This is a genomic window from Desulfovibrio litoralis DSM 11393, assembly GCF_900143255.1.
Classification (GTDB): Bacteria; Desulfobacterota; Desulfovibrionia; order Desulfovibrionales; family Desulfovibrionaceae; genus Frigididesulfovibrio_A; species Frigididesulfovibrio_A litoralis.
This window is the reverse complement of record NZ_FRDI01000004.1, coordinates 160,557-186,661: the sequence shown is the minus strand read 5'-3', so window position 1 is coordinate 186,661 and position 26,105 is coordinate 160,557. Positions and strand designations below refer to the sequence as shown.

Sequence of the window (26,105 nt, the reverse complement as noted above, 5' to 3'; positions counted from 1 at the left end):
TATTCAAAAACATTAATCAGCAATAATCAAACACTCTAAAAACACATCTTCAATGAAACAATAAATATTGTAACCAAAACCAATTTTCTAAAAAGTACATTATTTAGTTTTTTATTTGCTAAATTACCAAGATAACTACCTAAAAAAACAAAAGGAATCGCCGGAATTATACTTAACAACATATCTTTAGTCAGCATATCAATATACATATAAGCTATTGTTTTATAAGTATTTGTTATAAAAAACATAACAACAATGGTCGCAACAAATACTCTTTTATCTAAGTTTCGTGTAACTAAATATAAAGACCAAACAAGCCCACCCGCATGAGCCAAAACCGTAGCGACTCCGCCCATAGCACCATAAATATATATTTGCTTGTCTGCATATTTAACATTTATAACTGCAAATAATTTTTTAAGTAAAACAATAGGCAGAAAAGAAGGAAAAAGCATACCGACGGCATAAAACATTCCAAAAATGCCAACGCTCAAATTAAACAGCTTTCCTGGAATAATCGGCAACAATATTGTTCCTAAAATTAATCCGGGGATAGCAGAAAGCAAAATACGCATAAGCTCAGGAGTATTAATCCACTGTTTCCAATAATAACGCATACCGATGACATCTGATGCCAACATAAGAGGAGCCCCAAGACTTAAAGCCACCTTAGCAGGAAAGGCAAGAGAAAGCGTAGGCAAAAGAAAGATGCCCGAGCCAACTCCTACTCCGTTCTTAATTATGCCTGAACACAACCCTGCAAAAGCAACGATGCTAATCTCGGTTATACTCACAAATCCTCACACCAACGCCTAAAAGCAATCAGAGCCAATACAAAGGTTCAGATATACAATTGTTAGACAATTTTTGAATGTTATTTAAACCAATTACAATATCTCGATCTATATTAGAGAGAGCAATAGGTGTGCCAACATTGTTTATTTTAATAAACCAATAAAATAAGCATATTAGGTGATAAGGGATAAATTTCAAGCTCAGTTCAGACAGTTATTAATCTTTTTATACAGACCAATATCAATCAATGCCCAATAATAGTCAAAAACCTCAAAAAAGAGACAATAAATTAGCATTTACTTTTTGAAAACACAGATAAAAATATATAAAAAAATTGGGTCTAGATAACTTTAGAGATGATTTCGCTTGGTTTTTGTAAAGAAACTTGTGTTTATAATAGCCATTAAAAGAAACCAATGTGCGTTCAAACTTTTGCTGCCGATTAGGCATCAACTAATGCGTGATGCGTGCATGAGGTTAAGGGGCGATTAGCCCATTATGGGGGGAATGCAAAGGGAAAACATTTTCCCCGTGCCCGTCGGAGACGACCAACAAAATAAATTTAGCGGAAGCGTAGGGATTAAAGATGAAGTATCATTTTAGAGTTAAACACAATAATACTGTAACACATTAATTTATCTAACAAATAATAAAAAATATAATTTCCCCTTCTACTTTTTTAACCTATCCAAGCTCCAAAACCCTTCTATTGGCTCGCCACAAGACAAGCAAAAGCCTTTTAAGCTTGCTTCTTTCAGCCCTTCTATTTGATAACCCCTGCGCTTAATAAAAATATTATGACAGTTGGGACAATAGGTACTCTCTGATTCATGTCCAAAAACATTTCCCGCATAAACGTACTTTAAACCAACAGAACGACCAATATCCAACGCTTGTTCAATCGTTTTTGCACTCGTCGGAGCAAGATTATTCATTTTATAACAAGGGCGAAAAGCAGAAAGATGCCAAGGAGTATACGCCCCAAGCTCATTAAAAATAAAGGTAGCTATCGCCTTTAACTCTTCAAGACTGTCATTATAAGTCGGAATAATTAAAGTGGTTACTTCAATCCACCAACCAAAAGAACGCATCAACTTTAAGTTTTTTAAAACTACGTCCAATCTTGCACCACAGATATTTTTATAAAAATCAGCTGAAAATGATTTTAAATCAATATTTACAGCCTGAATTTTATCTTTTAAACCCAGTAACGCCTGTTTACTTTGAAAACCGTTACTGACTAAAACGTTTGCAATACCCTGCTCTGTTGCCAAAGTAGCTGTTTCTAAAACCAATTCATAAAAAACAGTTGGCTCATTATAAGTATAAGCAATGCTTTTGGCGTTTAATCTTTTAGCTTCGTTGACTAAAATTTGAGGAGTAACCTTACTTTGGGGCGTTTGGGCTTTGATAATAGCATTTGGCTGTGAAATATTCCAGTTTTGACAAAAAAGGCAAGACATATTACAGCCCAAAGTTCCAAAAGATAAAATTTGAGTAGATGGCAAAAAGTGGAACAAGGGTTTTTTTTCAACAGGGTCAAGATTAATGGAAGCTATTGTATCAAGCACTTCTGAGAACAATTCGCCATTTTTATTTAAACGCACCCCACAACGTCCATATTCTCCGTCTTTCATAACGCAATAATGACCACAAAGTTGGCACGTAACTTTATTGTCTTTCAATTTTTTCCATAAAAGAGTTTGAATCATTTGAGTCTGCAAGGTTTTGCTCTCTTTTGTTTAGTTCATTTGTCTTAAAATTTCTTCTTGTTCCGGGGTTAAATAAACCTTTTGTTTTTTTTGTTGCGGAACATTAACGGCATAATTCATATTACCGTTACGCGGTTTACTTCCATCGCTGACATACGGTCTAACCGGAGATTTCGGGAGCTTTTGATTAGATGAATAACGCTCGCCGGGTTTTGGAGTTGTATCTTTTTTAGGCATGGCTTGCACATCTTTAACAAAAGGGTGTAAGCGTAAAACCTGCTCTCTTTCAGGAACATCGAAATTATTTTGAGGAAGCGGAGCTCTATTTCTTTCGACTTTTTTAGAGTTATCATTTCCTTGAGACTGAATTTCACCGCGTTTAACATTATTAAGGTTGTTTTTTTCCTGTGAGTTAAATAACTCGTTCGTATTCATATCAGACACGGAAGAAGTCGCATTCACCTCTGTTTGCGCCAACAAAACACCAAGCTCTAACTTGTCTGATTCGTTAAATAACTGGGGTAACTTGGGCAACGGGTACAAAGGAGAAAAAAAAACTTCTCCCTGACTCAATAACGGAACAAAAATTTCCGAGCGTGTATTGGGATTTACGATTGGCTGAGGGGGACGGCGATTAGGCAAAGGACGCGGAGAATATGGGGTTGGAGGCATGGGCGGTCTTGGTCGGTAAGAAGGTCTTTGCGGAAAAGTATTACTTCCGGCAGGACGGTTAAAATAATTTAATTCACCTTGAGAAGAAGGTGGTAAGTTTGGAGCAAAAGGACTATTAAGCTGCCATTGTTCAGAAGGTGGTAATATCGGTGCATTAGATTGCGGAGGTAAAGGGCGCGGCGGAAGCGGACGCGGAGGAGGCGGGGTAGGAGGTAAAGGACGTGGTGGCAATGGGCGGTTTGGATCATTTGGTCTAACTATAGGAATATCATTATTTGGAGGCATAGGGCGAGGATTATTGTTCCAGTTTGGATTATTGTTCCAATTTGGATTATTATTCCAGTTGTTCCAATTATTACCGTCAACATTCACCTCAGGCACAATTATAATAGGAAATTGGTTATTATTGTCATTATTTTGATTTTGCGGACTCTGGCTTCTGATAACCATATTACCTTGCCCGTCTGGTCCGATAAATGTTTGATTTCCGCCTTGTGCTGATTGATTATCAGAATTTTGGTCTTGTCGTTGTTGATTTTGTGTATTATCATTAGAACCGGAAAATACATTTCCGCCACTTATTCCAAAAGAACTTGAGCCACTCGCCAAAGAATTTGAAATAAAAGGATAAAAAACACAACTCAATAAGATTGCTATTGAGAAAACGGAGCGTTTAACAAAACTTATTACATGATTTTTTTTCATAACCCACCTTCCTACTTGCCAAGCGTAAATAAAAATTTTATGCTTGTACATTAATTCTTTTAAAACTTATTAGCAAGACAAACGTTAATACTGAACCACAGCGGAGAAAAAATGTCTAAAAATGCAACTGAAAGAGCCAAAGCGTATACAGACTCAGGGGTCAATATTGATGCCGGTAATTCTTTGGTTTCTCGCATAAAAAATATAGTGTCTGAAACAAAAACAAACGGCGTACTATCTGATATAGGCGGATTTGGCGGGCTGTTTAAACCTGAACTCTCAGGGCTTGACGACCCGGTTTTAGTCTCATCAACCGACGGAGTAGGAACAAAGCTAAAGCTTGCCTTCCTCTTTAATTATCATAATACCATAGGAATAGACCTTGTGGCAATGAGTGTTAACGATATTCTTGTACAAGGTGCAAAGCCTTTATTTTTCCTTGATTATTTTGCAACAGGAAAATTAAACATTGATACGGCAGAATCTGTTATAAAAGGAATAGCCGAAGGTTGCAAACAAGCCGGCTGTGCTTTATTAGGCGGCGAAACTGCCGAAATGCCAACTATGTATAAAGAAGGCGAATATGACCTTGCCGGTTTTTGTGTCGGAATAGTAAACAACAATAAAATCGTTGACGGCTCAAGCATCAAAGTCGGCGATGCCATTATTGGTCTTTCTTCAAGCGGACTCCACTCAAACGGTTATTCTCTGGCAAGAAAAATATATAACGAAAGCGGTTTAAAACCCGAAGATATTATCGAAGGCGAAACACGTCCGATTAAAGAAGTATTATTACAACCCACAATTATTTATACTGAAGTAATTCGCAGTTTAACCAGAGACCTCGATATAAAAGGTATGGTTCATATTACCGGTGGCGGATTTTATGACAATATTCCAAGAGTGTTGCCAAACCAGTTAAAAGCAGAAATAAACTTTCCATCATGGGATATTCCACCAGTCTTTTCTTGGCTAAAAAAACAAGGAAACTTAGATTGGGCAGAAATGTTACAAATTTTCAACTGCGGAATTGGTTATATTTTGGTTGTTGACCAAGAAATCAAAGACGACATTTTAAACCGTTTAAAAATGCTAAACCAAACGGCTTGGGAAATTGGCAAAATTCAACTACATTCAGAAAAAAGCGAAGAGCAAATAACTGTTAACTTTCTAGACGAAAACAAATAAAAAACTAAAGTATCGGGATAAAAATATGGCAGCTACTGTTGATGAACTCACTATGGATTACGAAGAAGACGGCGTCCTTGTTATTAAAGAAATAGATAAAGCAATTTTAACAAAAGGGGCATGGGCAACCGTGATCCATCGTTATCAACAGTGGAATAAAGAAACTAACGATTATGGCCCTGATCGCTATGCAATCAGACGTTATCGCAAGCTAAACGGAGATTATAAGCTCCAGTCAAAGTTTTCTATCTCTAGCCAAGACCAAGCAAAAAAAATTATTGAAATATTGAGTAACTGGGTTAACAACCCAAATATAAGCGATTAAGCTCATAAGGAGTTATTGTGAAAGTCGTTACCGAAACCCAAATTAAAGAATATCCTCTTTTATCTCGCGGAAAAGTTAGAGATATTTACGAAATAGACTCAAATACCCTGCTCATGATCACAACAGACCGCATGTCTGCTTTTGATGTTATCATGAGCAAACCTATTCCCTATAAAGGGGTTATTCTTAACCAAATTACTTTATTTTGGATGGAAAGATTTAAAAATCTTATAGAAAACCACCTGATAGAAAGCGATGTTAAATATTTTCCCGATAAATTAAAAAATTATAGCGATATTCTCGAAGGACGTTCGGTTTTGGTAAAAAGAGCAAAACCTTTGCCAATAGAATGTATCGTGCGAGGACACATCACCGGATCAGGGTGGTCAGATTATCAAAAAACAGGGCAAATATGTGGACATAATCTCCCAAAAATGTTAAATGAATCAGACAAACTTGAAAAACCGATTTTTACCCCTTCCACAAAAGCAGAACTCGGAGAACACGACCTAAACATTACAGAAAAAGAAGCTGAGAATAGTTTGGGCAAAGAACTTTTTGAAAAGGTTAAAGCAACTACCCTCGAAATGTTCAGCACAGCCAGAGAATATGCAGAAACAAAAGGGCTTATTATCGCCGACACAAAGTTTGAATTTGGTCTTTTAAACAATAAACTTATTCTGATTGATGAAGTATTAACCCCTGATTCTTCTCGCTTTTGGTCAAAAAAAGATTATGTGCCGGGCAAAGGTCAGGCAAGTTTTGATAAACAATATTTAAGAGATTGGTTAAAAACTCAAAAATGGAATTTCACTCCGCCTCCCCCCGAACTTCCTGAAAACGTAATCAAAGAAACACAAAAAAAATATCTTGAAGCATACTCAATGCTAACCGGACAAAGCATCAATCTACCAAATTAACTAAAAATATTTTAAGAATAAATTTTAACAATTGTTAAGACAACAGATACAGGAGTAATCATGCTACTAAAAGACAAAAAAGCCGTTATTTTTGGCGTGGCAAACAACAAAAGCATAGCCTACGGTATCGCTAAAGCTTTTAAAGATAACGGAGCCTCAATCGCTTTATCTTATCCTAATGACGCTATCAAAAAAAGAGTTGAACCAATCGCCAAAGAATTGGGAGCTGATCTTATTTTTCCTTGTGATGTTAGCCAAGATAGCGAAATTACAAACAGTGCGGAAATTGTAAAAAAACACTGGGGAAATATTGATGTTTTAGTTCATGCTGTTGCTTTTGCCAACAGAGAAGACCTTCAAGGGCGTTTTATCGATACAAATAGAGCAGGTTACGCCACAGCTCTTGATATTTCGTCTTATTCTTTGGTTGCTCTTTGTAAAGCGTTTGAAGAGATTATGAACCCCGGAAGTTCCGTTATGACTTTATCTTATTATGGAGCTCAAAAAATTATTACTCATTATAATGTAATGGGTGTTGCAAAAGCCGCTTTAGAGGCTTGTGTTGGCTATCTATCTTATGATTTAGGTGAAAAAGATATTAGAATTAACGCTATTAGTGCCGGTCCAATCAGAACCTTAGCCGCCTCAGGCATTGGCGGAATAGCTCTTATTCTTAATCATATGGAAAAGTTTACTCCGCTAAAACGTAACGTAACTATCGAAGATGTTGGTAATACTGCCGTTTATTTGGCAAGTGATTTATCAAAATCAGTAACAGGCGAAGTTTTATTTGTTGATGCCGGTTATCATCGCTCAGGCATTCAAATAGAAAAGAAAGACGAAGAATAAACAGATAAGCGTTATATTTACCAACTCAATAATATAACAATAAAATATTTAAACCACTGTAAAATGACTCAAAATATATTTTACAGTGGTTTTAACTTATACATACCCCACGCACTTAATAAGAGCCTAAAATGAATAAAGAATCATCAAAAGAAACTAAAGACAACTATATTAAAATAAAAGATTTGTGGTTCCATGCCATAATCGCTATTTTTGTCTTAGCATTTTTTATAACTATAATCGCCCTTTGTTACGCCCTAATTACAACCCCACCACGTCAGGGGAACGCCTCTTTTGACATCAGCTTTCCTTGGGTTGGTTGGTTGGTGAGTATGTTGATAAGCCCGGCTCTTATTCTCAGCATTGTGTATATAGCTAAACAAGCTGATAAAGAAGATGGCGACACCGAAGAAAGTACTAAAAAAGTTGAATGGGAACAAAAAATCCCAAAACGTTGGCAACCTGTATACGCCTTTATAAAAAACGCCCCGTTTATTGCTACTATAATCAGCTTATTGGCATTAAGCATCACAATTTTTACCATTGATGGTGCGGTTTCTATTGTTAGTTCAGTAATCCACAGTTTTATGCCATATATTCCATATTTAATTGGCGGAGTGGTATTATTTAGTATTATAATTGCCATATTGCTTGCGGTTTTTAAATACAAAAACAATAAATTGCAGGCGGAATACGCATTCAGACAAGAAATTTTTGAAAAAACAGGTGTCATTATTGTTGATAAAAAAACACAAGCGATATTGCCACCCTCTTTCGAAGGGCAACAACAAATAGAAATAATCAGTACAAGCCAAAGCTTAAAAGCCCTGCCCCAAAGTCAGATCAAAGATATTACAAATAAAAGTTCTGAGTAATATCTACAACATAGCAGAACTCAAAAATTTTTATTTGAGACTATTGCACAATAGGCTCACAGTGGCTTCCGACAGTGGCTTTCGTCAAAAAGACACTCCAAAAACCACGAATAAGGACACTAGGCGGGCTTTGCCTGCCAGTGGACTTGGGGGTCTTCGGGGGTATTCCCCCGAAACAAAGGAACTAGGCGGGCTTTACCTGCCAGTGGACCTTAAAGCTTTTTTTTGGGGGGGCTTCGGGGTATACCCAGAAACAAAGGTAAATTTAATTTTCCTGTAAAATTAGTGGGTTTTGTGACTAAAGACGTTTTATGCTATCTGCATACAGAGAATAAAACGATGACAAAAGTACGCAAAACAGCGTTTGGCAATGGTCTTTATTTAATGACCGGTAATACCATATTTTTTCAGTTTATGCTGAAAGTTACTGCGAGAAGTTCCAAGAATCTCGGCCGCTCTTGCCTGAACAAAATCAGCCCGAACTAAAGCTCGACGTATCAAGGCCGCCTCTAATAAATCTAAAGTCGCCGCCAGATCAAGTTCAACAGGTAAAAGGTCAATAACATTTTTCAACTTGGCTTCTTCGTCTGATAATTCTGAGGGAAGATCACTCACATCAACAACTTCAGAACTCGCCATAACCAAACAACGCTCAATTACATTTTCAAGTTGTCTAATATTTCCCGGCCAATCGTAAGCGGTTAAGGCGTCTAAAGCCGCAGCAGTAAAAGTTTTAACCAAAGACACATTTTCCTGACTATATTTATCAATAAAATATTTTACCAATAAAGGAATATCTTCTCTTCTTTCTCTTAAAGGCGGAAGGTGAATTTGTACAACGTTTAAGCGATAATATAAATCTTCTCTAAAAGTTCCGTTTTCTACTTCTTTTAATAAATCAAGGTTAGTCGCCGCAACAATACGAATATCCACTTCTATTTCTTCGGTTCCGCCAACACGTTCAAATTTGCGTTCTTGTAAAACTCTTAATAGTTTAACCTGAAGTTCAAGCGAAAGCTCGCCTATTTCATCTAAAAACAAAGTTCCACCGTGTCCAAGCTCAAAACGACCACGTCTTAAGGCAACCGCTCCGGTAAAAGAACCCTTTTCGTGTCCAAAAAGTTCACTTTCCAAAACTCCGCTGTTTAATGCCATACAGTTTACAGCAATAAAAGGACCATCTTTGCGAGAAGAGGCAAAATGAATCGCTCTGGCAACTAGCTCTTTTCCGGTTCCTGATTCACCTGTGATTAAAACAGTGGAGCGACTCGGCGCCGCCCTTGAAACTAAGTCCATAACGTTTTGCATAGCCCGACTTTTACCAATAATATGATGAAGAGAATAACGCTCTTCAAGATTATCATGTAAAAGTTGATAGCGACGTTGTGCCGTAGATAAAGCGACAGCATTTTTCACGGAAACCATTAATTCATCATTTGAAAAAGGTTTGGTAATATAATCAAAAGCTCCCTCTTTCATAAGTTCAACAGCACTCTCAATACTGCCAAACGCCGTCATTACCAAAACAGGAATATGAGAAAAGTTCTTTTTTACAAACAACAAAATATCTCGACCAGTAATTTTTGGCATTTTCATATCAGTAAGAATAATATCAATCTCAGAATCTTCTATAAAAGCCAAAGCCGTTTCGGGGTCGTTTAAAGCTGTAACCTGATAACCGGCATCAGACAACATCGCTTCAAGAACAAGCAAATAATTTTTTTCGTCATCAATAATAAGAATATGAGGCAAGGTTGGGGAACTTTCTTTCATAACTATCCACTAATATATAATTTAACAAAACAATCAGGTTTTAAACCCAATCTACGAACACTTACAGTATACACAAATTCTCTTTTATTGCAAAGCACAAGAACAATATGAAAATTTTATTTTAAAACAAAGTTTTTTTTAATTAACTTATTGAATGTTCAGATATTATCATTTATAATAAAAAAAAACTCTAACAATATAAAGAAAAAACTATGAACAATAAAATTTTTTGTCCTAAATGTAACAGCGTTTTGCAAGAATATAAAAATCCGGCATTAACCGTTGATATTATCGTATATACCCTTGATCAAAAAATATTATTGATAGAAAGAATAAACCCTCCACACGGCTTGGCTATTCCCGGTGGTTTCGTCGATTATGGCGAAACAACGGAACACGCCGCACTTAGGGAACTTAAAGAAGAAACGGGCATTGATATAAATAACAATAATACAAAACAACACATAAATAAAAATCTAACTCTTTTCGGAGTCTATTCCGACCCCAAAAGAGACCCAAGACAACATACAGTCAGTATTGTGTATTATATAAAACTAAATAAAGAACTAAAAATCATAGCCGCAGATGATGCCAAAACAGCCACGTTTTTCAGCGTAAAAGACCTGCCTCAAAACTTGGCTTTTGATCATAAAAAAATCCTCTTTGACTTTATTAACTTTATAAACTAACAGTTATAATATAGACGCTAAAATCTTGATAAACAAAAATTAATACAAAGAAAGTATAGATATTATTTTATTTTAAGCTTATTGTATATTTAAACATAATATCTTAAATGGGGAGTAGAGAATGCAAAATAGAGTCATTTTTACTACATCAGAGATATATCCTTTTTCTAAATCAGGCGGTCTTGGCGATGTTCTCGGTGCGTTGCCTCTTGCCTTACATAAACTTGGTGTTCCTGTTGCAGTATTTACTCCGCTTTATGGTCGCCTGCGAACCCCAAACTATCAACTAAGGCTTATTCTTTCTGATTGTCATGTGGGCTACCCCTGGGATCCGATTACCTGCGACGTATATCTTGCCGATTATCATGGTTTGCCGATCTATTTTATTGCACGTAGTGAATATTATGATCGGCGTCATTATTATAATGACCCGGTGAAAGGCGATTATTTTGATAACGCAGAAAGATTTATCTTTTTTTCAAGAGCCGTACTTGAAGTTATTAAACGTCTTGGTTCTGCTCCTGCCATTATTCATGCTCATGATTGGCAAAGTGCGTTAATTCCGGCTTATTTAAACTTTTGGCGACAAACAGACCCCTTTTGGCAAGAGACTAAAAGCATACTGACTATCCATAATTTAGCCTTTCAAGGCCGTTTCGCTTCAAGATTATTTTTTACAAGCGGCCTTCCTATGGAAGCATGGGGGCCGCACGGAGTTGAGTTTTATGGTGATTTCAATTTCCTTAAAGCGGGAATCGCTTATGCCGACAGCATTACAACCGTAAGCCCAAGTTACGCACGCGAGATTTTAACCGAACAGTTTGGTTGTGGATTAGACGGTATTTTGCGTCAAAGAGAACGTAATTTATACGGTATCTTAAATGGTGCAGACTATAATATTTGGAACCCTAATCAAGATAATTTTATACCTTGCAGTTATGACAGCGAAAACCTTAAAGGAAAAGAAAACTGTAAAAAATTATTGATTAAAGATCTAGGCATGTCTCCTAAATTTGAAAATCGCCCTATTCTTGGTTTTATCGGGCGTTTAAGAGGTCAAAAAGGCATTGACTTATTACTTGATATTATACCTGAATTAATGAAACTAGACGTAGGAATAGTTATTTTAGGCGAAGGTAACTTAAAATATGAAGCTGATGCCGCCAACTTGATGGAAACTTACCCCGGAAAAGTGGTTGCTATACTAAATTATACCGAAGAGTTAGCTCACCGCATTCACGCAGCCTCGGATATTTTTTTAATGCCTTCTCGTTATGAACCTTGTGGTTTAACGCAAATGTATGCTTTAAAATTCGGTACTCCACCTGTTGCTACGGCGAGGGGCGGTTTAAGAGATACAATAATACCATTTCCGGCACATAACTCCACCGGTTTTACATTTTTAGAAAGCGACGCTCAACAATTTTTAACCGCCATCAAACAAGCCGTAGATTTATATTCCAACGATCAAACAAGCTGGGAGGCAATCAAACAACGGGCAATGGCTCAAGCTTTTACTTGGAATAAGTCTTGTATGGAATATATCAATATCTACCGAAAACTCGGACAACAACTTCCTGAAAACATAGGCAATAACACAAATGATTAAAGCAAATTCCACAAGACCGGTATATTTTGAACCTTTTGATCTTTACCTTTTTGGAGAAGGCAAACATTGGGATTTGTATAAATTATTAGGAGCTCACCCCTGTGAACAAGATGGGCTCAAAGGTTATCGTTTTGCGGTCTGGGCTCCAAATGCCAGAGCAGTTCATCTTACAGGCGAGTTTAATAACTGGAATCATGCGGAATTACCCTTATATCCTGTGGGTTCTTCCGGTATCTGGGCAGCTTTTTTACCAAACATCAAAAAAAGCCAGCTTTATAAATTTTCAATAACAGACCAAGCAGGAAACGTTAATTATAAAGCCGACCCTTATGCCCTCTTCGCCGAATTACGCCCCGGAGTATCAGGCATCACTTGGGATTTAGATAACTATAAATGGAACGATCAAAACTGGCTAAACCAGCGTGAAAAAAATGGCATTCAATTAAACAAGCCCATTTCTATTTATGAAGTCCACGCCGGTTCTTGGCGACGCCCAAAACAAGGTTTACACCCTTTTTTATCGTTTAAAGAATTAGCTCACAGCCTTATTCCTTATGTAAAAGATTTAGGATTTACACATATTGAATTTTTACCACTGGCAGAACACCCTCTTGACCAATCGTGGGGCTATCAAACAGGGCATTATTTTGCCCCCTCTTCTCGCTTTGGAACACCCGAAGACTTAAAAGAATTTATCGACCTTTGTCATCAAAACGAATTAGGTGTATTGTTAGACTGGGTTCCTGCTCACTTTCCTAAAGATTCTTGGGGGCTTGGGCGTTTTGACGGAACAGCCCTTTATGAACATTTAGACCCTAAAAAAGGTGAACACCCCGACTGGGGAACTTATATCTTTAACTATGGGCGAAATGAAGTTAAAAACTTTCTTTTGTCTAACGCTCTTTATTGGTTAAAAGAATTTCATATTGACGGCCTGCGCATTGATGCGGTCGCTTCTATGCTTTATCTTGATTATTCACGCAAAGAAAATGAATGGATTCCCAACAAATATGGTGGGCGTGAAAACCTAGAGGCTATTGATTTCATCAGAGAATTAAATACAGCCATACACCAAGAACACCCCGGGGCCGTTACAATGGCAGAAGAGTCGACAGACTGGGCGGGGGTTTCCAGGCCAACCTACACAGGCGGTTTAGGTTTTACCTATAAATGGAATATGGGGTGGATGCATGATAGTTTAAAATACATGCAACTAGACCCTATTTATCGCTCACATAATCATAATTCATTAACTTTTTCTATGCTTTATGCCTTTAGTGAAAACTTTTTGCTTCCACTTTCGCATGATGAAGTGGTGCATGGTAAAGGGGCTTTATTATCAAAAATGCCCGGTGATATTTGGCAAAAACAAGCTAATTTACGCCTGCTTTATGCCTATATGTGGGCTCACCCGGGGAAAAAACTTTTATTTATGGGGTCGGAACTGGGGCAATGGAACGAATGGAACTCAGAAGGTGAACTAGATTGGGTTTTATTTGATTTTAAAAGCCATAGAGGGTTTCATACCCTTATAAAAGATTTAAACGCCGTATTGCGTTCAGAACCCGCAATGTATCAACACGATTATGATTGGAGTGGCTTTAGTTGGATGGATTTTTCTGATCATAACAATTCTATTTATAGTTTTTCTCGTAACACAAATAACGCAAAACCTTTGCTTTGGGTCTTTAACTTTACTCCGATTGTGCGTTATAATTATCATGTTAACTGCCCCCACGGCGGCAGGTGGCAAGAAATTTTCAACTCCGACCATGAACGTTATGACGGCAGTAATGTAACGAACCCCAACCCAATTAACGCCTTTGATTATTATGCAGGGCACAGAATAGCACTCACCCTTCCGCCTTTGGGTGCGGTATGTTTAGTGCCTATAGATTAAAATATTACACAAATAAAACTTTTTCGTAACACAATCGTCATATTTAAACCTTATAAAAATCTTAACCGAGATTATTGCATAATATTCTCATGGTGGCTTTATTCAGAAAGGCATTTCCAAAATCACGGATAAGGAAAATTTCATTTCCCTGTAAAATTAGTGATTTTTATGACTTAAAATGTTTTCTGCGATGTGTATACGGAGCATAAAACGATGAAAAAAGCACGCAAAACTAAGTTTTGCAATGGTCTTTAACTGAAGAAAAAAGATATATATTAATAAAAAGTATATAGAAATTTTCCAAGTCAACAGTCAAACATCACCCTAACAAATTGATTTTTAAAGGAGTTTTTATGAAAAACATACTCGTTTCATGTTTAACTTTACTTTCTATTGTTTTTTCTTCTACCGCATTCGCCAGTTCTAATGAAGTAAAAATAAATGGTTCTACAACTGTATTACCTGTTATTCAAAAAGCCGGTGAAGTTTTTATGAAAAACAACCCATCTGTTACCGTGTCAATCTCTGGTGGCGGATCAGGTAACGGAATAAAAGCTTTAAATGAAAAGCTTTGTGATATTGCTATGTCTTCTCGTGATATAAAAAGTACAGAGATTGAAGACGCTAAAAAAAGAGGCGTTACCCCTACTCGTTTCGCCGTTGCCTGGGACGCTATTGTACCAATCGTACACCCTAGCAACCCCGTGAAAAGCGTTAGCATTGAACAGTTAAGAGACATTTATTCAGGTAGAATTACTAACTGGAAAGACCTCGGTGGAGTTGACGGAAAAATAGTTGTTACTTCTCGTGATACCTCATCAGGCACTTATGAAAGCTGGGCAGAACTTGTAATGCACAAAGAAAAAGTGTCTCCGGCTGCGTTATTACAAGCTTCAAGCGGTGCTGTTGTAACAAGTATTACTAAAAACAAGCGTGCGATTGGTTATGTTGGTTTTGGTTATTTAAACAAAAATATCAAAGCGTTAACAGTTAATGATGTAGAAGCATCTGCTTCATCTGTATTAGAAAAAAAATGGCCTATTTCTCGTGAACTTTACCTCTTTACTGATGGCGAACCTAAAGATAGCGTAAAAGCTTTTATTGACTTTATGTTTGACCCACAAAAAGGACAAAAAATCGTTAAAGAAGTTGGCTTTATTCCTGTTAAATAAGCTATAAAAGCTCTCTTTATAACAAATAAAAGTTCTTACTGTTTATCCTATCTATTTGTAGGTAAACAGTAAGAACATGACTTATTTTAAACGCTTCTAAAATAAAGTAAGTATATTAAGGAATCAAACCACATGTCTCTAGCTTCAAAAAAAGAACAACTTATAAAAATAATCTTAGCTTTTTTAGCCGCTTGTTCTTTGTTTTTTCTTTTACTGATTGTTTTATTTTTATTTATTGAAGGTATTCCTTTGTTTACAAAGATACCAATTTGGGACTTTATAACGGGTTTTGCGTGGTATCCTGCTGAAACACCACCTGAATTTGGCATATTCCCCATGATTATAGCATCTTTCGCAGTTACGATTGTTGCAACGCTGATCGCAATGCCCCTTGGCTTAATGACGGCTGTTTACTTAACAGAGCTTGCACCAAGCACACTTAGAAGAATTATTAAACCGATTATAGAACTCTTGGCTGCCCTGCCTTCTGTTGTAATCGGATTTTTTGGTATGGTTGTATTAGCCCCTTTGTTACAAGAAGCTTTTGACCTCGATACGGGGTTAAACTTGTTTAATGCGGCGTTAATGCTCGCTTTTATGAGTGTTCCAACTATTTGTTCCGTTGCCGAAGATTCTTTATTCGCTGTTCCCGGTTCTTTAAGAGAGGCCTCTCTCGCTTTAGGAGCAACAAAGCTTGAAACTATCACCAAAGTTACTATACCCGCCGCATTTTCAGGATTGGCAACAGCCGTTATGCTCGGCATGTCAAGAAGTATAGGCGAAACAATGGTTGTATTGATGGTCGCCGGCGGAGCGGGGATTATACCCAGCTCTTTATTTGACCCCGTTCGTCCTTTACCTGCTATTATTGCCGCAGAAATAGCCGAAGCTCCTTTTAGAGGAGAACATTATCAAGCTTTATTCTGTATCGCCCTACTTTTGTTTTTATTTACTTTTTTGTTTAATTTTGTTGCTTATTATATTTCAGAAAAACATAAACAAACGCTTTAGGATCAACTTATGTCAGCTCATACATTTCAAATATACCGCTATTTAAAAGAAAAAGTCGTTTTTTTTATCTTTCGTTTTTCTACTTTTATTAATTTATTCGCTTTAGTCGCTATCTGTAGTTTTATTGCAATAAACGGATATTCGGCAATCACTTGGGAGTTTTTAAGTTCTTCGCCTAAAAATTCTATGACCGAAGGTGGTATTTTGCCTTGTATTATAGGAACAAGTCTTTTGGCGGGCGGAGCTTTGTTAATATCTTTTCCCCTCGGTGTTTGCTCTGCTGTTTACCTTCATGAATACGCCGGGAAAAGTCGTTTTGCTAAATACATACGCCTTGGCGTAAACAATTTGGCGGGCGTTCCTTCTGTTGTTTTTGGTCTTTTTGGTTTATCATTTTTTGTAATTTTTTGCGGACTTCAAATATCTTTAATCTCAGGTATTTTAACATTAAGTATTGTTACCCTACCGGTTATTATAAGCACTTCTGAAGAAGCGTTAAGACAAGTTCCCTCTACTTATCGCGAAGCCTCTTTTGCCTTAGGTGCAACTCAAAGTACAACAATATGGCGAGCTGTTTTACCTTCTGCCTTGCCGGGAATGTTAACGGGAGCTATTCTTGGTTTAGCTAGAGCAACGGGAGAAACCGCCGCAATTATGTTTACTGCTACTGTCTTTTTTACTCCAAAAGGCGTTGAATCTATCTTTAGTCCCGTTATGTCCCTGCCTACTCATATGTATGTTTTAGCAACGGCTGGTACTGAAATTGAAAAAACCCTCCCCCTTCAATACGGAACAGCTCTCGTATTATTTGGGCTAGTCTTATTAATGAATTTAACAGCGATTATAGTAAGAGACCGCATTCAACAAAAAGTTTAGAAAAAATAACCTGATATAAAAAAATAAGATGATATGCCATGCAAACTATATTAATTATTGAAGACACAGAAGACATTAGAGAACTTTTGAGCTTTAATTTAAAACAAGAAAATTATAAAGTACTAGAAGCCTCTTCCGGCGAAGAAGGTCTTGATTTAGCACAAAAACATAACCCAAATCTTATTATTCTTGATGTCATGTTACCCGGAATTGATGGCTTTTCCGTTTGTAAAAGATTACAGGCAAAACAACAAACAAAGAATATTCCAATCGTTATGCTCACCGCCAGAGGTGAAGAAATTGACAGGATTATCGGTTTTGAACTTGGAGCAATCGATTACGTTGTAAAACCATTTAGCACAAGAGAACTAGTTTTAAGAATACGCTCAATTTTAACACACTATCACAAATCTACCGATAAAACAAAACTAAGCACAGGAAATATCTCTCTTTTCACAGACAGCCATGAAGTACATATCAACAATAATCCTATACATTTAACCCTAACGGAATTTTCTTTGCTTCAAGATTTATTGTTACATAAAGGTTTGGTGCGTAGTCGTGAACAGCTTTTAAATTCCGCCTGGAGCGATAGCTTTGACGGATATAGTCGTACAATTGATGCACATATTAAACGCCTTAGAGAAAAACTTTTGGAAGAATCAGAACTTATAGAAACAGTAAGAGGCGTAGGATATAGGATAAAAGATGTTTAGAAAAATTAAAAATCAACTTAAAAATCAAAGTGTTTCTTTTTTGTTAATTATACTGTCAACTCTAGCACTAATCGGTATATTAACAGCTCTTCATAGCCTGCTTTATAAATCTTTAGTAAAAGAAGAAATAGATCAAGCGTTAAACCAAGTAAAGTTGCTCGGTATTTTAACAAAACAATCACCGGAACTTTTAAAAGAACAAAACCTTATAAGAATCAACCAAGAATCAAATGTGCGTATTTCTCATATCGGAGAAAACGGACAAATGCTTGCTGATTCTTCTTTACCTGAAAATACTGTAAAAGGAATAGATAACCACAGCGACAGGTTGGAATTTATCCTTGCCCAACAAAACGGAGTTGGAAGCTCTGTTCGTACAAGTGCTACTTCCGGAATAGAAACTATTTATGCAATAACAAGGCTTTATGATAACAGTTTTTTACGTTTAGCCGTTCCTCTTTCAACCGTTCAAGAAAAACTTGAATCTCATTTTAAACTTTTGGGTTTATTAATTATTATAACATTTTTAGTTACTTTTTTATTCTTTTTTATTCGCTCACACAAACTAAAAAAGAACCTGCAAAACTTAGAAACTATGATTTTAAATATTTCGGAAGGCAACTATAAACAAACTATCAGTTCTATCCAAATACCTGAGTTTTATCCTTTAATTCGTGCTGTTAGAATTATTGCCAAAGGCATACAAAAAAATATGCACACTTTACAAAACCAAAACAGTCAACTTAAAAGTATTTTTGACGGGCTTCAAGAGGCAATAATCATACTTGATGAAAATGGCAACGTAACAGCTCACAATTCAAAATTACACAACTTTTTTCCCGAAACCAAACACTATTTAAACAAACAGTTGATTGAAATAATTCCACTCCCCGAACTTCAAGCAGCAGGGGAAGAAATGTTAAAACAAACTCAAAGTGTTACCCTTAATTTTAACTATGAAACTCTTAATAATAAACAACTTTTAATTCAACTTTACACAGCCGAAGAAGCCACCAACCTCGTAAAATTAATTGTTATTATTGACGATATTACGACTAAATTACAACTTGAACGCACCCAAAAAGACTTTGTTGCCAATGTCTCCCACGAATTGCGAACTCCTTTAACTACAATTAAAGGTTACGCCGAGACTTTATATCATAATGAATGTGAACAAGATGTGATTAAAAGTTTTTCCCAAAAAATTATAAAAAACAGTTTATTCTTAAACAATTTGATCGAAGACTTATTGGTTTTGGCAAAATTTGAAAATAAAAATCAAACAATTGAAACTAAACGTGTATCATTCATGGATTGTTTGAATAATGCCAAACAACTTTTAGGCTCTCAAACAACAAAAAATATTATAGAAACGACGGCGGAAAATAGTACAACCTGTTACGTTTTAGCCAATGAAAATTTATTGGTGCAAGCCATTAGGAACTTATTGGAAAACGCCTATCGCCACTCACCTGACCATGCGTCAATACTTATTAATATATATAAAGAAGATACTTATTGTGTTTTGGCTGTTTCTGATTTTGGAGAAGGTATTCCTAAAAAAGAACAAACCAGAATTTTTGAACGTTTTTATAAAACAGAAAAATCAAAACATCATCAAAGTACAGGTTTGGGTCTAGCCATAACCAAACAGATTATCGAAAAGTTTAACGGAGAAATATTGGTAGAAAGCCCAAGTAAACTCGCTAACACAACTTTTTATATCAAACTTCCTACACAAGAATAACCGACAAAAGAATAACCAGATAAATTACTCAACAAATTCATATAAGCCAAACGATAACGGAGTTTTTAATGACTTTTAAAATAGAAACACAAAACATAGATTTTTATTATGGAAAAAATCAAGCCTTATTTGACGTTAATCTGAACTTTCCCACAAATCAAGTAACGGCACTAATCGGACCTTCGGGTTGTGGAAAAAGCACTTTTTTGCGTTGCTTAAATCGCATGAACGATTTAGTTGCCAATACTAAACTCGAAGGGACAATTCTATTGGACGGAGAAAACATAAACAGTAATAAAACCGATTTAATTGCTTTAAGGCGTAAAGTCGGCATGGTCTTTCAAAAACCAAACCCCTTTCCCAAAACTATTTTTGAAAACGTTGCTTATGGTTTAAGAGTAAACGGCATGAAAAAAACAAGCGAACTTGAAGAACGTGTTGAAAAATCTCTAAGACGTGCCGCTATTTTTGACGAGGTTAAAGACAGGCTTCATAGTTCTGCCCTCGGCTTATCCGGCGGTCAACAACAACGCCTTTGTATCGCCAGAGCGTTGGCGGTTGAACCTGAAGTTTTATTGATGGACGAACCGGCAAGTGCCCTTGACCCTATTGCGACACAAAAAATAGAAGAAGGAATCCACGAGCTTAAAAAAAACCTGACTATTATTATTGTTACTCACAATATGCAACAAGCCGCAAGAGTCTCAGATCGCACAGCCTTTTTTTATATGGGAAAACTTATTGAAGATGGTGAAACCGAACAAATCTTTTCTCGTCCCAAAAATCAACAAACAGAAGATTATATTACAGGACGTTTCGGTTAAAAAACAATAAAAACAAACTGATATAAAACTTAATAAAAAACGAATAAAGATAAAGGTAACTTTTATGTTAAGCCACGAAACACAAACCCAACAAATGATTTCAAACTTAAGAACTCGTCTGCTTGTTATGTTTGCAAGCACAACTATCGCTTTTGACGAAGCTTTAGATGCCTTACACTCCGGTAATGTTGGCAAAGCAATCGCCGTTATAGAGGGCGACGATACGATTAATAGTCTTGAAGTTGAAATTGACAATCTTTGCCTATCATTATTGGTAAAAGCTCAACCCGTAGCCAAGGATTTACGTTTTGTTATCGGAACATTACGCATTATTAACGACCTTGAACGTATTGGAGACGAAGCGACTATTATCGCCGAACGCATTCTTAATATTGAAGACAGCTCATATAAATTAGTAGAAGAAACAAATAAAATGCTTATTAATTTGGCTCAAACAATATTGCATAAAGCAACTAACGCATTTAAAGATCAAGATGCCGAAAGCATTTTTCATATCTGTAAACTCGACGATGAAATATCTCAAGCCGAAATGACCGTAATGCAAAATATTATGACCAAAACGGAAAAAGAAGCGGCTAGTTTTAACTCTTATACCACCATGCACAGTATTTTAGTCTCTCGCTCGCTAAATCGTATTTGCAGACGTGCAATAAATATAGCCGAACACACTTATTTTATTTATAAAGGTGAAAATTTAAAACACGCACACTGTTAAAATATTCCATTAAACGAATAAAAAAAGCCATTGCACAATAAGTTCAGCTTACTGGTGCAATGGCTTTTTAACGTTTTAGGTTATATGCGTTTTGATTAGATTAAACTATTTTCCTAAACGTGCTTTAACATAAGGAACTAAACCACCGAGGCTGATAAGCTCCTGTAAAAACGGAGGAAACGCTTTTGCTGTATAATTTTTACCTGTGCGTTTATTGGTAATAATTCCCTTATCAACGTCAACGCTTATTTCATCACCCTTTTGAATATCTTTAATCGCTTCGGGACATTCTAAAATCGGTAGACCTACGTTAACCGCATTTCTATAAAAAATACGGGCAAAACTGGCGGCGATTACACAAGAAATATTTGCTCCAACAATAGCGATCGGGGCGTGTTCACGGCTTGAACCACAACCAAAGTTTTTACCCGCAACCATAACATCACCGGCTTTTACATCAGTTGCAAAGCTTTTATCAATATCTTCCATACAATGTTTAGCTAATTCTATAGGGTCAATAGTCGTTAAATAACGAGCCGGAATAATTACGTCTGTATCAATATTATCCCCATAAACCCAAGCTTTTCCATTTAATTGTTTTTTCATTTCATACTCCGATATAAAATATGTTTAATTAATCAGCGTAAATAATAAGTTATTTCAGCTCAGCGTAAATAATAAGTTATTTCAGCTCACCGTAAATAACAAAGTTATTTCAGCTCATTAGGATGAGCAACACGCCCTAAAACCGCACCTGTGGCAGCCACAAGCGGGCTTGCTAAGATAACTTCACTCTCCGTACTACCCATACGTCCGATAAAGTTACGGTTGCTAGTAGAAAGACAACGCTCACCCGGAGCAAGGATACCTAAATGTCCGCCCAAACAAGGTCCGCAAGATGGGGTTGTAATAACCGCACCGGCATCTAAAAAGGTTTGAATATAACCTTTTTCCATTGCTTGATTATAAACTTCATAAGAAGCAGGAATAACAATTAAACGCACATCATCATGCACTTTACGCCCTTTTAAGATAGAAGCGGCTTGTTCAAGGTCAGTAATACGACCGTTAGTGCAAGAACCAATAAAGACTTGGTCAATTTTCATGTCTTTAACTTCAGTAACGGGCTTAACGTTATCAGGAAGGTGAGGCAACGCCACAACAGGCTCAAGCTTATTCAAGTCTATTTTGATAACTTTGGCATATTTTGCATCAGCACCAGGATAAACAGGAGTAAATTCTCTTTTCGCTCTGGCTTTAGCATAAGCTAAGGTTTTTTCATCAGGTACAAACAAACCACATTTTCCGCCGGCTTCAATCGCCATATTCGCCATGGTAAAACGCTCGTCCATATTCAGATCAGCGATACCTTCGCCGGCAAATTCAATCGCCATATAATTAGCACCTTCAACGCCAATCATACCGATAAGAGCAAGAATCATGTCTTTACTGGTAACAAAAGGTTTACGCTTTCCGGTATACTCTACTCTGATAGTTTCAGGCACTCTAAGCCAAGTTTCGCCTAAGGCCCAAGCCGCCGCCAAGTCGCTAGAACCAACGCCGGTCGCTAAAGCACCCAAAGCACCACCGGTACAAGTATGGCTATCAGCACCAAGCACAATATCACCAGGCAAAACATAACCTTGTTCCGGTAAAAACGCGTGTTCTACTCCAACACGACCCACTTCCCAAAATAACATTTTTTTCGCCTTAGCAAACTCACGAATCTTTTTAACTTGAGTTGCTGATGCAATATCTTTATTAGGAGTAAAATGGTCTTGTACTACCGCACAACGTTGTTTATCAAAAACCTGATCTGCACCCATTCTGTGAAATTCATGAATAGCAGGCGGAGTGGTAATATCATTGGCAAAAGCAAAATCAACATTTACACGACAAATTGCACCCGGCTCTACTTTTTCGCCTGATTTTGGGTCAATATGTTTGGCAATAATTGCTTCTACTAAAGTATATTTACTGTTTTTAGTTTCCATTATTTTTTGCCTCCTTGGCAGTTGTTAAAATAAGTAAGCGATTTACAGCGTTTACATACGCTTTCACGCTAGCCTCAATAATATCTGTCGAAGCCCCACGCCCTTGAGCTTTAATTCCATCGTGTTCAAGAACAACAATGGCTTCTCCTAAAGCATCAGAAAGTTGGCTTGTAGCTTTAATTTGGAATTGAGTTAAAGTTGGTTCAAAACCTATAATACGTTTTATGGCATTATAAGCCGCATCAACAGGACCATTTCCCACAGCGGCATCTCTTAACCCTTCTTTACCCTTAGTCAAATTTACCATGGCAGAAGCCGGAACATCAGCACAACCTGCCTGAACAGTATAATTTTTATAAACAAATGCATCTGTTGTTGAAATACCTAAAATATTATCAATAACCAAGGCCTCAAGATCAGCATCAGTTACATCTTTTTTAGCATCACACAACAGCTTAAAGGCTTTAAACGCTATTTCAATTTGTTCTTCGCTTAATTGATAACCCAAAGCGGAGAGGCGATCTTTAAAGGCGTGTTTGCCTGAATGTTTTCCCAACACTAAAACAGCAGCAATCGCACCAACGTCTTCGGCATTCATAATTTCATAGGTTGCTCTATTTGCTAAAATTCCATGTTGATGAATGCCAGCTTCATGGCTAAATGCATTTCCACCGACAATAGCTTTATTAGGAGGAACAGCAACACCAGTTAGCTTGGCTGTAAGTTGGCTAGTACGCATCAATTGTTGTGTAACTAAATTTGAAGTTAAACCATAAAAATCACGACGGGTTTTTAAAGCCATAACAACTTCTTCTAAAGCCGCATTTCCGCCACGCTCGCCAAGACCGTTAATAGTTCCCTCAACTTGTCTTGCCCCTGCTTTTAAAGCGGCGAGAGAGTTAGCAACCGCTAAACCTAAGTCATCATGACAATGCACTGAATATATTACATTTTTAGGAGCATTCACCCCTTCAATCACTTTTTTAACAAAAGCACCATATTCATCAGGCACAGCATAACCAACAGTATCCGGAATATTTAAAGTCGTAGCACCACACTCAATAGCAAGTTTAAAAACTTCAATTAAAAAAGCTAAGTCAGAGCGACTGGCATCTTCGGCTGAAAATTCAACATCTTTACAAAGACTATGAGCTAAACTAACGCCAGAGCGTACTTCGTTTAAAACTTGTTCCCTGGTCATTTTAAGCTTATATTCCATATGTATCTGGCTGGTAGCTATAAAGGTATGAATGCGTGCTTTGTCCGTTACTTCAAGGGCTTTTGCCGCCGCTCTAATATCAGCCTCGCGAGTACGAGCTAAAGAGGCAACGGTAGTTCCCGTTCCTTTAGCAACTTTAGCAATCGCCGCAACACAATCAAAGTCTCCGGGAGAAGCCGCCGCAAAACCGGCCTCGATAACATCTACTTTTAATTTACAAAGTTGGTTCGCAAGTTGTACTTTTTCTTGAACATTAAGATTAACGCCGGCCGCTTGTTCGCCGTCTCTTAGCGTTGTATCAAAAATAATAACACGATTGTCTTCCATTTTACACTTCCTTATCTTTTTAATTTTAATGTTATTTAGATATCTTTTCAATCTTTTATTCAGATTTTTATAATATTTTTTTTCCACCAAGCGAATGACACAAATTTCAACTCAAGTCCTCAAACAAAAATAAATAAAAAAGCCGAACTTTTACAGCTCGGCTTTCGTTAGTTTATTACTCTAATTATGTTTTTTAAACATAAAGAATCAAACCCACTTGCCGGAGCCAACAGGTAATAGAAGTAGTAATAGACCAAAAATATTATTATGGTTTATTGAATACATTTATTACGGCTCCAAAGTTAAGTTTATTTTAGTTAAGTTTGAATTTTTTATTTTATTTGTATAAATATACAAACATTTCGTTTAAAATATGTGATCTAAAAAAAAAGTCAAGAATAAATTTATAGTAAATCTATTTTTGCATTATTTTGCCCCAAAACCCAGTAAAGTAACAACCAACTCAGAATATCCTATCTCTTTTGCATAAGCCAAAGCTGTTTTTTTATTTATATCTGAAGCATTTATATTTACCCCGGCATTAAACAATATATTAATACGCTCAATAGCTTCAACGTCTCTTTCTGCCCCTAAGTGTAAAACAGCTTCTATTATTGGGGTTCTGCCGTCATTATTTCTAAAATAAATATCTGCTCCACTATTCAGTAATAACTTAACTATTTCATGATTTTTATTGCGGCTTGCTGCCAACATAAAGGCAGTATTGCCATTGTTATCTTGGCTATTAATCTCAGCACCGCTCTTAACAAGAAGGGCTACCACTTCAGGATTGTTATGATAAGTCACAGCGATCATAAGTGGCGTTTCTCCATCACTAGTTTTTGCATTTACATCTGCACCTGCTTTAATAAACATTTCGACAGATTTTAAGCCTAGGTTAGGGTCAGCGGAATCGTAGATTCTTGAATCGTCAACCAAAAACATAAGTGAAGTGTAACCGCTTATATTTTTTACATTTACATCTGCACCTGCTTTAAGTAACAAACTTAAAATATTATATGATTTATTATAAAATGCCTCTGTCATAAGTGGAGTAAGACCATGTTTATTTTTAGCATTTACGTTAGCACCCAATTTAAGTAATGGCTCAACTAATTGCTCAAGCTGGTTATAATCGCTGTTATATTTTATTGCCAATATAAGAACGGTATTACCATCTTCGTCTATATAATTTATATCACTCATAGCTTTTATGATGATTTCAGCTTCAGCAAAACGCCCAAACCAATATTCATTATATTTCCCAACAGGCACTGCACTCACAACAGCAACCTGATTAAAAGAAAAAAAGAAAGTGAAGAAAAAGCACAAGATAACGAGTTGAAAATATTTGCAACTATCATAAAAACGCACAGGAAAAGACATAGGACACTCCAAAAAATTACGCCTTATTTTTTAATATCGTATCAAAACGACTCAAGAACACAAAGAAAATATGCTAAAATCAAAA

At 36.6% G+C, this 26,105-nt stretch carries 23 protein-coding genes; 15 read left to right on the top strand and 8 right to left on the bottom strand.

The features are described from left to right. Positions 1 to 35: 35 nt before the first annotated feature. The 3 genes from BT999_RS05655 to BT999_RS05645 form a co-directional block, all read right to left on the bottom strand. Positions 36 to 794, bottom strand: a complete 759-nt coding sequence (locus BT999_RS05655) for a sulfite exporter TauE/SafE family protein (RefSeq protein ID WP_072696801.1) — start codon at positions 792 to 794, stop codon at positions 36 to 38. Positions 795 to 1,466: 672 nt separating this feature from the next. After that, positions 1,467 to 2,507 (bottom strand): AmmeMemoRadiSam system radical SAM enzyme, encoded by a 1,041-nt coding sequence (gene amrS / locus BT999_RS05650; protein ID WP_072696800.1) that lies wholly within the window; start codon positions 2,505 to 2,507, stop codon positions 1,467 to 1,469. A 30-nt stretch (positions 2,508 to 2,537) separates the two neighbouring features. Further along, complete coding sequence (locus BT999_RS05645) at positions 2,538 to 3,884, bottom strand: hypothetical protein (protein ID WP_072696799.1); 1,347 nt, start codon at positions 3,882 to 3,884, stop codon at positions 2,538 to 2,540. A gap of 111 nt (positions 3,885 to 3,995) precedes the next feature. Here BT999_RS05645 and purM point away from each other — a divergent pair, with 111 nt between their 5' ends. The 5 genes from purM to BT999_RS05620 all read left to right on the top strand — a co-directional run bounded on the left by purM (position 3,996) and on the right by BT999_RS05620 (position 8,041). Next, positions 3,996 to 5,072 (top strand): phosphoribosylformylglycinamidine cyclo-ligase, encoded by a 1,077-nt coding sequence (gene purM / locus BT999_RS05640; protein WP_072696798.1) that lies wholly within the window; start codon positions 3,996 to 3,998, stop codon positions 5,070 to 5,072. A 25-nt stretch (positions 5,073 to 5,097) separates the two neighbouring features. After that, a complete protein-coding gene (locus tag BT999_RS05635) occupies positions 5,098 to 5,397 on the top strand; it encodes a hypothetical protein (protein ID WP_072696797.1) in 300 nt (99 codons plus the stop codon). A 17-nt stretch (positions 5,398 to 5,414) separates the two neighbouring features. Beyond that, positions 5,415 to 6,317, top strand: coding sequence for a phosphoribosylaminoimidazolesuccinocarboxamide synthase (locus BT999_RS05630; protein WP_072696796.1), 903 nt, complete (start codon positions 5,415 to 5,417; stop codon positions 6,315 to 6,317). 60 nt (positions 6,318 to 6,377) lie between these two features. Further along, positions 6,378 to 7,166 carry an enoyl-ACP reductase FabI gene (locus BT999_RS05625; protein ID WP_072696795.1) on the top strand — a complete coding sequence of 263 codons (789 nt, stop codon included), beginning with the start codon at positions 6,378 to 6,380 and terminating at the stop codon, positions 7,164 to 7,166. A 131-nt stretch (positions 7,167 to 7,297) separates the two neighbouring features. Further along, entirely contained in the window at positions 7,298 to 8,041 is a 744-nt protein-coding gene (locus BT999_RS05620; protein WP_072696794.1) for a hypothetical protein, read from the top strand. Between the two features lie 381 nt (positions 8,042 to 8,422). Here BT999_RS05620 and BT999_RS05610 read toward each other — a convergent pair whose 3' ends face one another. Further along, positions 8,423 to 9,814, bottom strand: a complete 1,392-nt coding sequence (locus BT999_RS05610) for a sigma-54-dependent transcriptional regulator (RefSeq protein WP_072696792.1) — start codon at positions 9,812 to 9,814, stop codon at positions 8,423 to 8,425. Between the two features lie 212 nt (positions 9,815 to 10,026). On the opposite strand from BT999_RS05610, the gene BT999_RS05605 reads away from it, so the two are divergent. From BT999_RS05605 to phoU, 10 genes are all read left to right on the top strand, one after another. After that, complete coding sequence (locus tag BT999_RS05605) at positions 10,027 to 10,503, top strand: NUDIX domain-containing protein (RefSeq protein WP_072696791.1); 477 nt, start codon at positions 10,027 to 10,029, stop codon at positions 10,501 to 10,503. Between the two features lie 121 nt (positions 10,504 to 10,624). Further along, positions 10,625 to 12,112: a glycogen synthase GlgA gene (gene glgA / locus BT999_RS05600; protein WP_072696790.1), complete on the top strand. Its 1,488-nt coding sequence runs from the start codon at positions 10,625 to 10,627 to the stop codon at positions 12,110 to 12,112. After that, entirely contained in the window at positions 12,105 to 14,012 is a 1,908-nt protein-coding gene (gene glgB / locus BT999_RS05595; protein ID WP_072696789.1) for a 1,4-alpha-glucan branching protein GlgB, read from the top strand. The genes glgA and glgB overlap by 8 nt, the downstream gene beginning before the upstream one ends. 353 nt (positions 14,013 to 14,365) lie before the next feature. Then, positions 14,366 to 15,184 carry a phosphate ABC transporter substrate-binding protein gene (locus BT999_RS05590; RefSeq protein WP_072696788.1) on the top strand — a complete coding sequence of 273 codons (819 nt, stop codon included), beginning with the start codon at positions 14,366 to 14,368 and terminating at the stop codon, positions 15,182 to 15,184. A gap of 132 nt (positions 15,185 to 15,316) precedes the next feature. Next, complete coding sequence (pstC, locus tag BT999_RS05585) at positions 15,317 to 16,195, top strand: phosphate ABC transporter permease subunit PstC (RefSeq protein WP_072696787.1); 879 nt, start codon at positions 15,317 to 15,319, stop codon at positions 16,193 to 16,195. A gap of 9 nt (positions 16,196 to 16,204) precedes the next feature. Further along, positions 16,205 to 17,071, top strand: a complete 867-nt coding sequence (pstA, locus tag BT999_RS05580) for a phosphate ABC transporter permease PstA (protein ID WP_072696786.1) — start codon at positions 16,205 to 16,207, stop codon at positions 17,069 to 17,071. A 38-nt stretch (positions 17,072 to 17,109) separates the two neighbouring features. After that, on the top strand, positions 17,110 to 17,787 hold the full coding sequence (locus tag BT999_RS05575; protein ID WP_072696785.1) for a response regulator: 678 nt from the start codon (positions 17,110 to 17,112) through the stop codon (positions 17,785 to 17,787). Further along, on the top strand, positions 17,780 to 19,534 hold the full coding sequence (locus tag BT999_RS05570; protein ID WP_072696784.1) for a sensor histidine kinase: 1,755 nt from the start codon (positions 17,780 to 17,782) through the stop codon (positions 19,532 to 19,534). Before BT999_RS05575 ends, BT999_RS05570 begins: the two co-directional genes overlap by 8 nt. A 68-nt stretch (positions 19,535 to 19,602) precedes the next feature. Then, a complete protein-coding gene (gene pstB / locus BT999_RS05565; RefSeq protein WP_072696783.1) occupies positions 19,603 to 20,358 on the top strand; it encodes a phosphate ABC transporter ATP-binding protein PstB in 756 nt (251 codons plus the stop codon). 64 nt (positions 20,359 to 20,422) lie between these two features. Continuing rightward, positions 20,423 to 21,094, top strand: coding sequence for a phosphate signaling complex protein PhoU (phoU, locus tag BT999_RS05560; protein WP_072696782.1), 672 nt, complete (start codon positions 20,423 to 20,425; stop codon positions 21,092 to 21,094). A gap of 105 nt (positions 21,095 to 21,199) precedes the next feature. On the opposite strand, the gene leuD is transcribed toward phoU, so the two are convergent. The 4 genes from leuD to BT999_RS05540 form a co-directional block, all read right to left on the bottom strand. After that, a complete protein-coding gene (gene leuD, locus BT999_RS05555; protein WP_072696781.1) occupies positions 21,200 to 21,700 on the bottom strand; it encodes a 3-isopropylmalate dehydratase small subunit in 501 nt (166 codons plus the stop codon). A 104-nt stretch (positions 21,701 to 21,804) separates the two neighbouring features. Continuing rightward, positions 21,805 to 23,088, bottom strand: a complete 1,284-nt coding sequence (locus BT999_RS05550) for a 3-isopropylmalate dehydratase large subunit (protein ID WP_072696780.1) — start codon at positions 23,086 to 23,088, stop codon at positions 21,805 to 21,807. Continuing rightward, a complete protein-coding gene (locus BT999_RS05545) occupies positions 23,078 to 24,634 on the bottom strand; it encodes a 2-isopropylmalate synthase (protein ID WP_072696779.1) in 1,557 nt (518 codons plus the stop codon). Before BT999_RS05545 ends, BT999_RS05550 begins: the two co-directional genes overlap by 11 nt. 426 nt (positions 24,635 to 25,060) lie before the next feature. Then, entirely contained in the window at positions 25,061 to 26,020 is a 960-nt protein-coding gene (locus BT999_RS05540; protein WP_072696778.1) for an ankyrin repeat domain-containing protein, read from the bottom strand. Positions 26,021 to 26,105 lie beyond the last annotated feature (85 nt).

Bases quoted from the DNA above. Each gene is read 5' to 3' on its own strand.
- pstC (WP_072696787.1), top strand. From the start codon at position 15,317: ATGTCTCTAGCTTCAAAAAAAGAACAACTTATAAAAATAATCTTAGCT.
- BT999_RS05570 (WP_072696784.1), top strand. From the start codon at position 17,780: ATGTTTAGAAAAATTAAAAATCAACTTAAAAATCAAAGTGTTTCTTTT.
- BT999_RS05540 (WP_072696778.1), bottom strand. From the start codon at position 26,020: ATGTCTTTTCCTGTGCGTTTTTATGATAGTTGCAAATATTTTCAACTC.
- BT999_RS05605 (WP_072696791.1), top strand. From the start codon at position 10,027: ATGAACAATAAAATTTTTTGTCCTAAATGTAACAGCGTTTTGCAAGAA.
- BT999_RS05575 (WP_072696785.1), top strand. From the start codon at position 17,110: ATGCAAACTATATTAATTATTGAAGACACAGAAGACATTAGAGAACTT.
- leuD (WP_072696781.1), bottom strand. From the start codon at position 21,700: ATGAAAAAACAATTAAATGGAAAAGCTTGGGTTTATGGGGATAATATT.
- BT999_RS05620 (WP_072696794.1), top strand. From the start codon at position 7,298: ATGAATAAAGAATCATCAAAAGAAACTAAAGACAACTATATTAAAATA.
- amrS (WP_072696800.1), bottom strand. From the start codon at position 2,507: ATGATTCAAACTCTTTTATGGAAAAAATTGAAAGACAATAAAGTTACG.
- glgA (WP_072696790.1), top strand. From the start codon at position 10,625: ATGCAAAATAGAGTCATTTTTACTACATCAGAGATATATCCTTTTTCT.
- BT999_RS05625 (WP_072696795.1), top strand. From the start codon at position 6,378: ATGCTACTAAAAGACAAAAAAGCCGTTATTTTTGGCGTGGCAAACAAC.
- BT999_RS05610 (WP_072696792.1), bottom strand. From the start codon at position 9,814: ATGAAAGAAAGTTCCCCAACCTTGCCTCATATTCTTATTATTGATGAC.
- phoU (WP_072696782.1), top strand. From the start codon at position 20,423: ATGTTAAGCCACGAAACACAAACCCAACAAATGATTTCAAACTTAAGA.
- BT999_RS05590 (WP_072696788.1), top strand. From the start codon at position 14,366: ATGAAAAACATACTCGTTTCATGTTTAACTTTACTTTCTATTGTTTTT.
- glgB (WP_072696789.1), top strand. From the start codon at position 12,105: ATGATTAAAGCAAATTCCACAAGACCGGTATATTTTGAACCTTTTGAT.
- BT999_RS05635 (WP_072696797.1), top strand. From the start codon at position 5,098: ATGGCAGCTACTGTTGATGAACTCACTATGGATTACGAAGAAGACGGC.
- BT999_RS05550 (WP_072696780.1), bottom strand. From the start codon at position 23,088: ATGGAAACTAAAAACAGTAAATATACTTTAGTAGAAGCAATTATTGCC.
- purM (WP_072696798.1), top strand. From the start codon at position 3,996: ATGTCTAAAAATGCAACTGAAAGAGCCAAAGCGTATACAGACTCAGGG.
- pstA (WP_072696786.1), top strand. From the start codon at position 16,205: ATGTCAGCTCATACATTTCAAATATACCGCTATTTAAAAGAAAAAGTC.
- BT999_RS05645 (WP_072696799.1), bottom strand. From the start codon at position 3,884: ATGAAAAAAAATCATGTAATAAGTTTTGTTAAACGCTCCGTTTTCTCA.
- BT999_RS05545 (WP_072696779.1), bottom strand. From the start codon at position 24,634: ATGGAAGACAATCGTGTTATTATTTTTGATACAACGCTAAGAGACGGC.
- pstB (WP_072696783.1), top strand. From the start codon at position 19,603: ATGACTTTTAAAATAGAAACACAAAACATAGATTTTTATTATGGAAAA.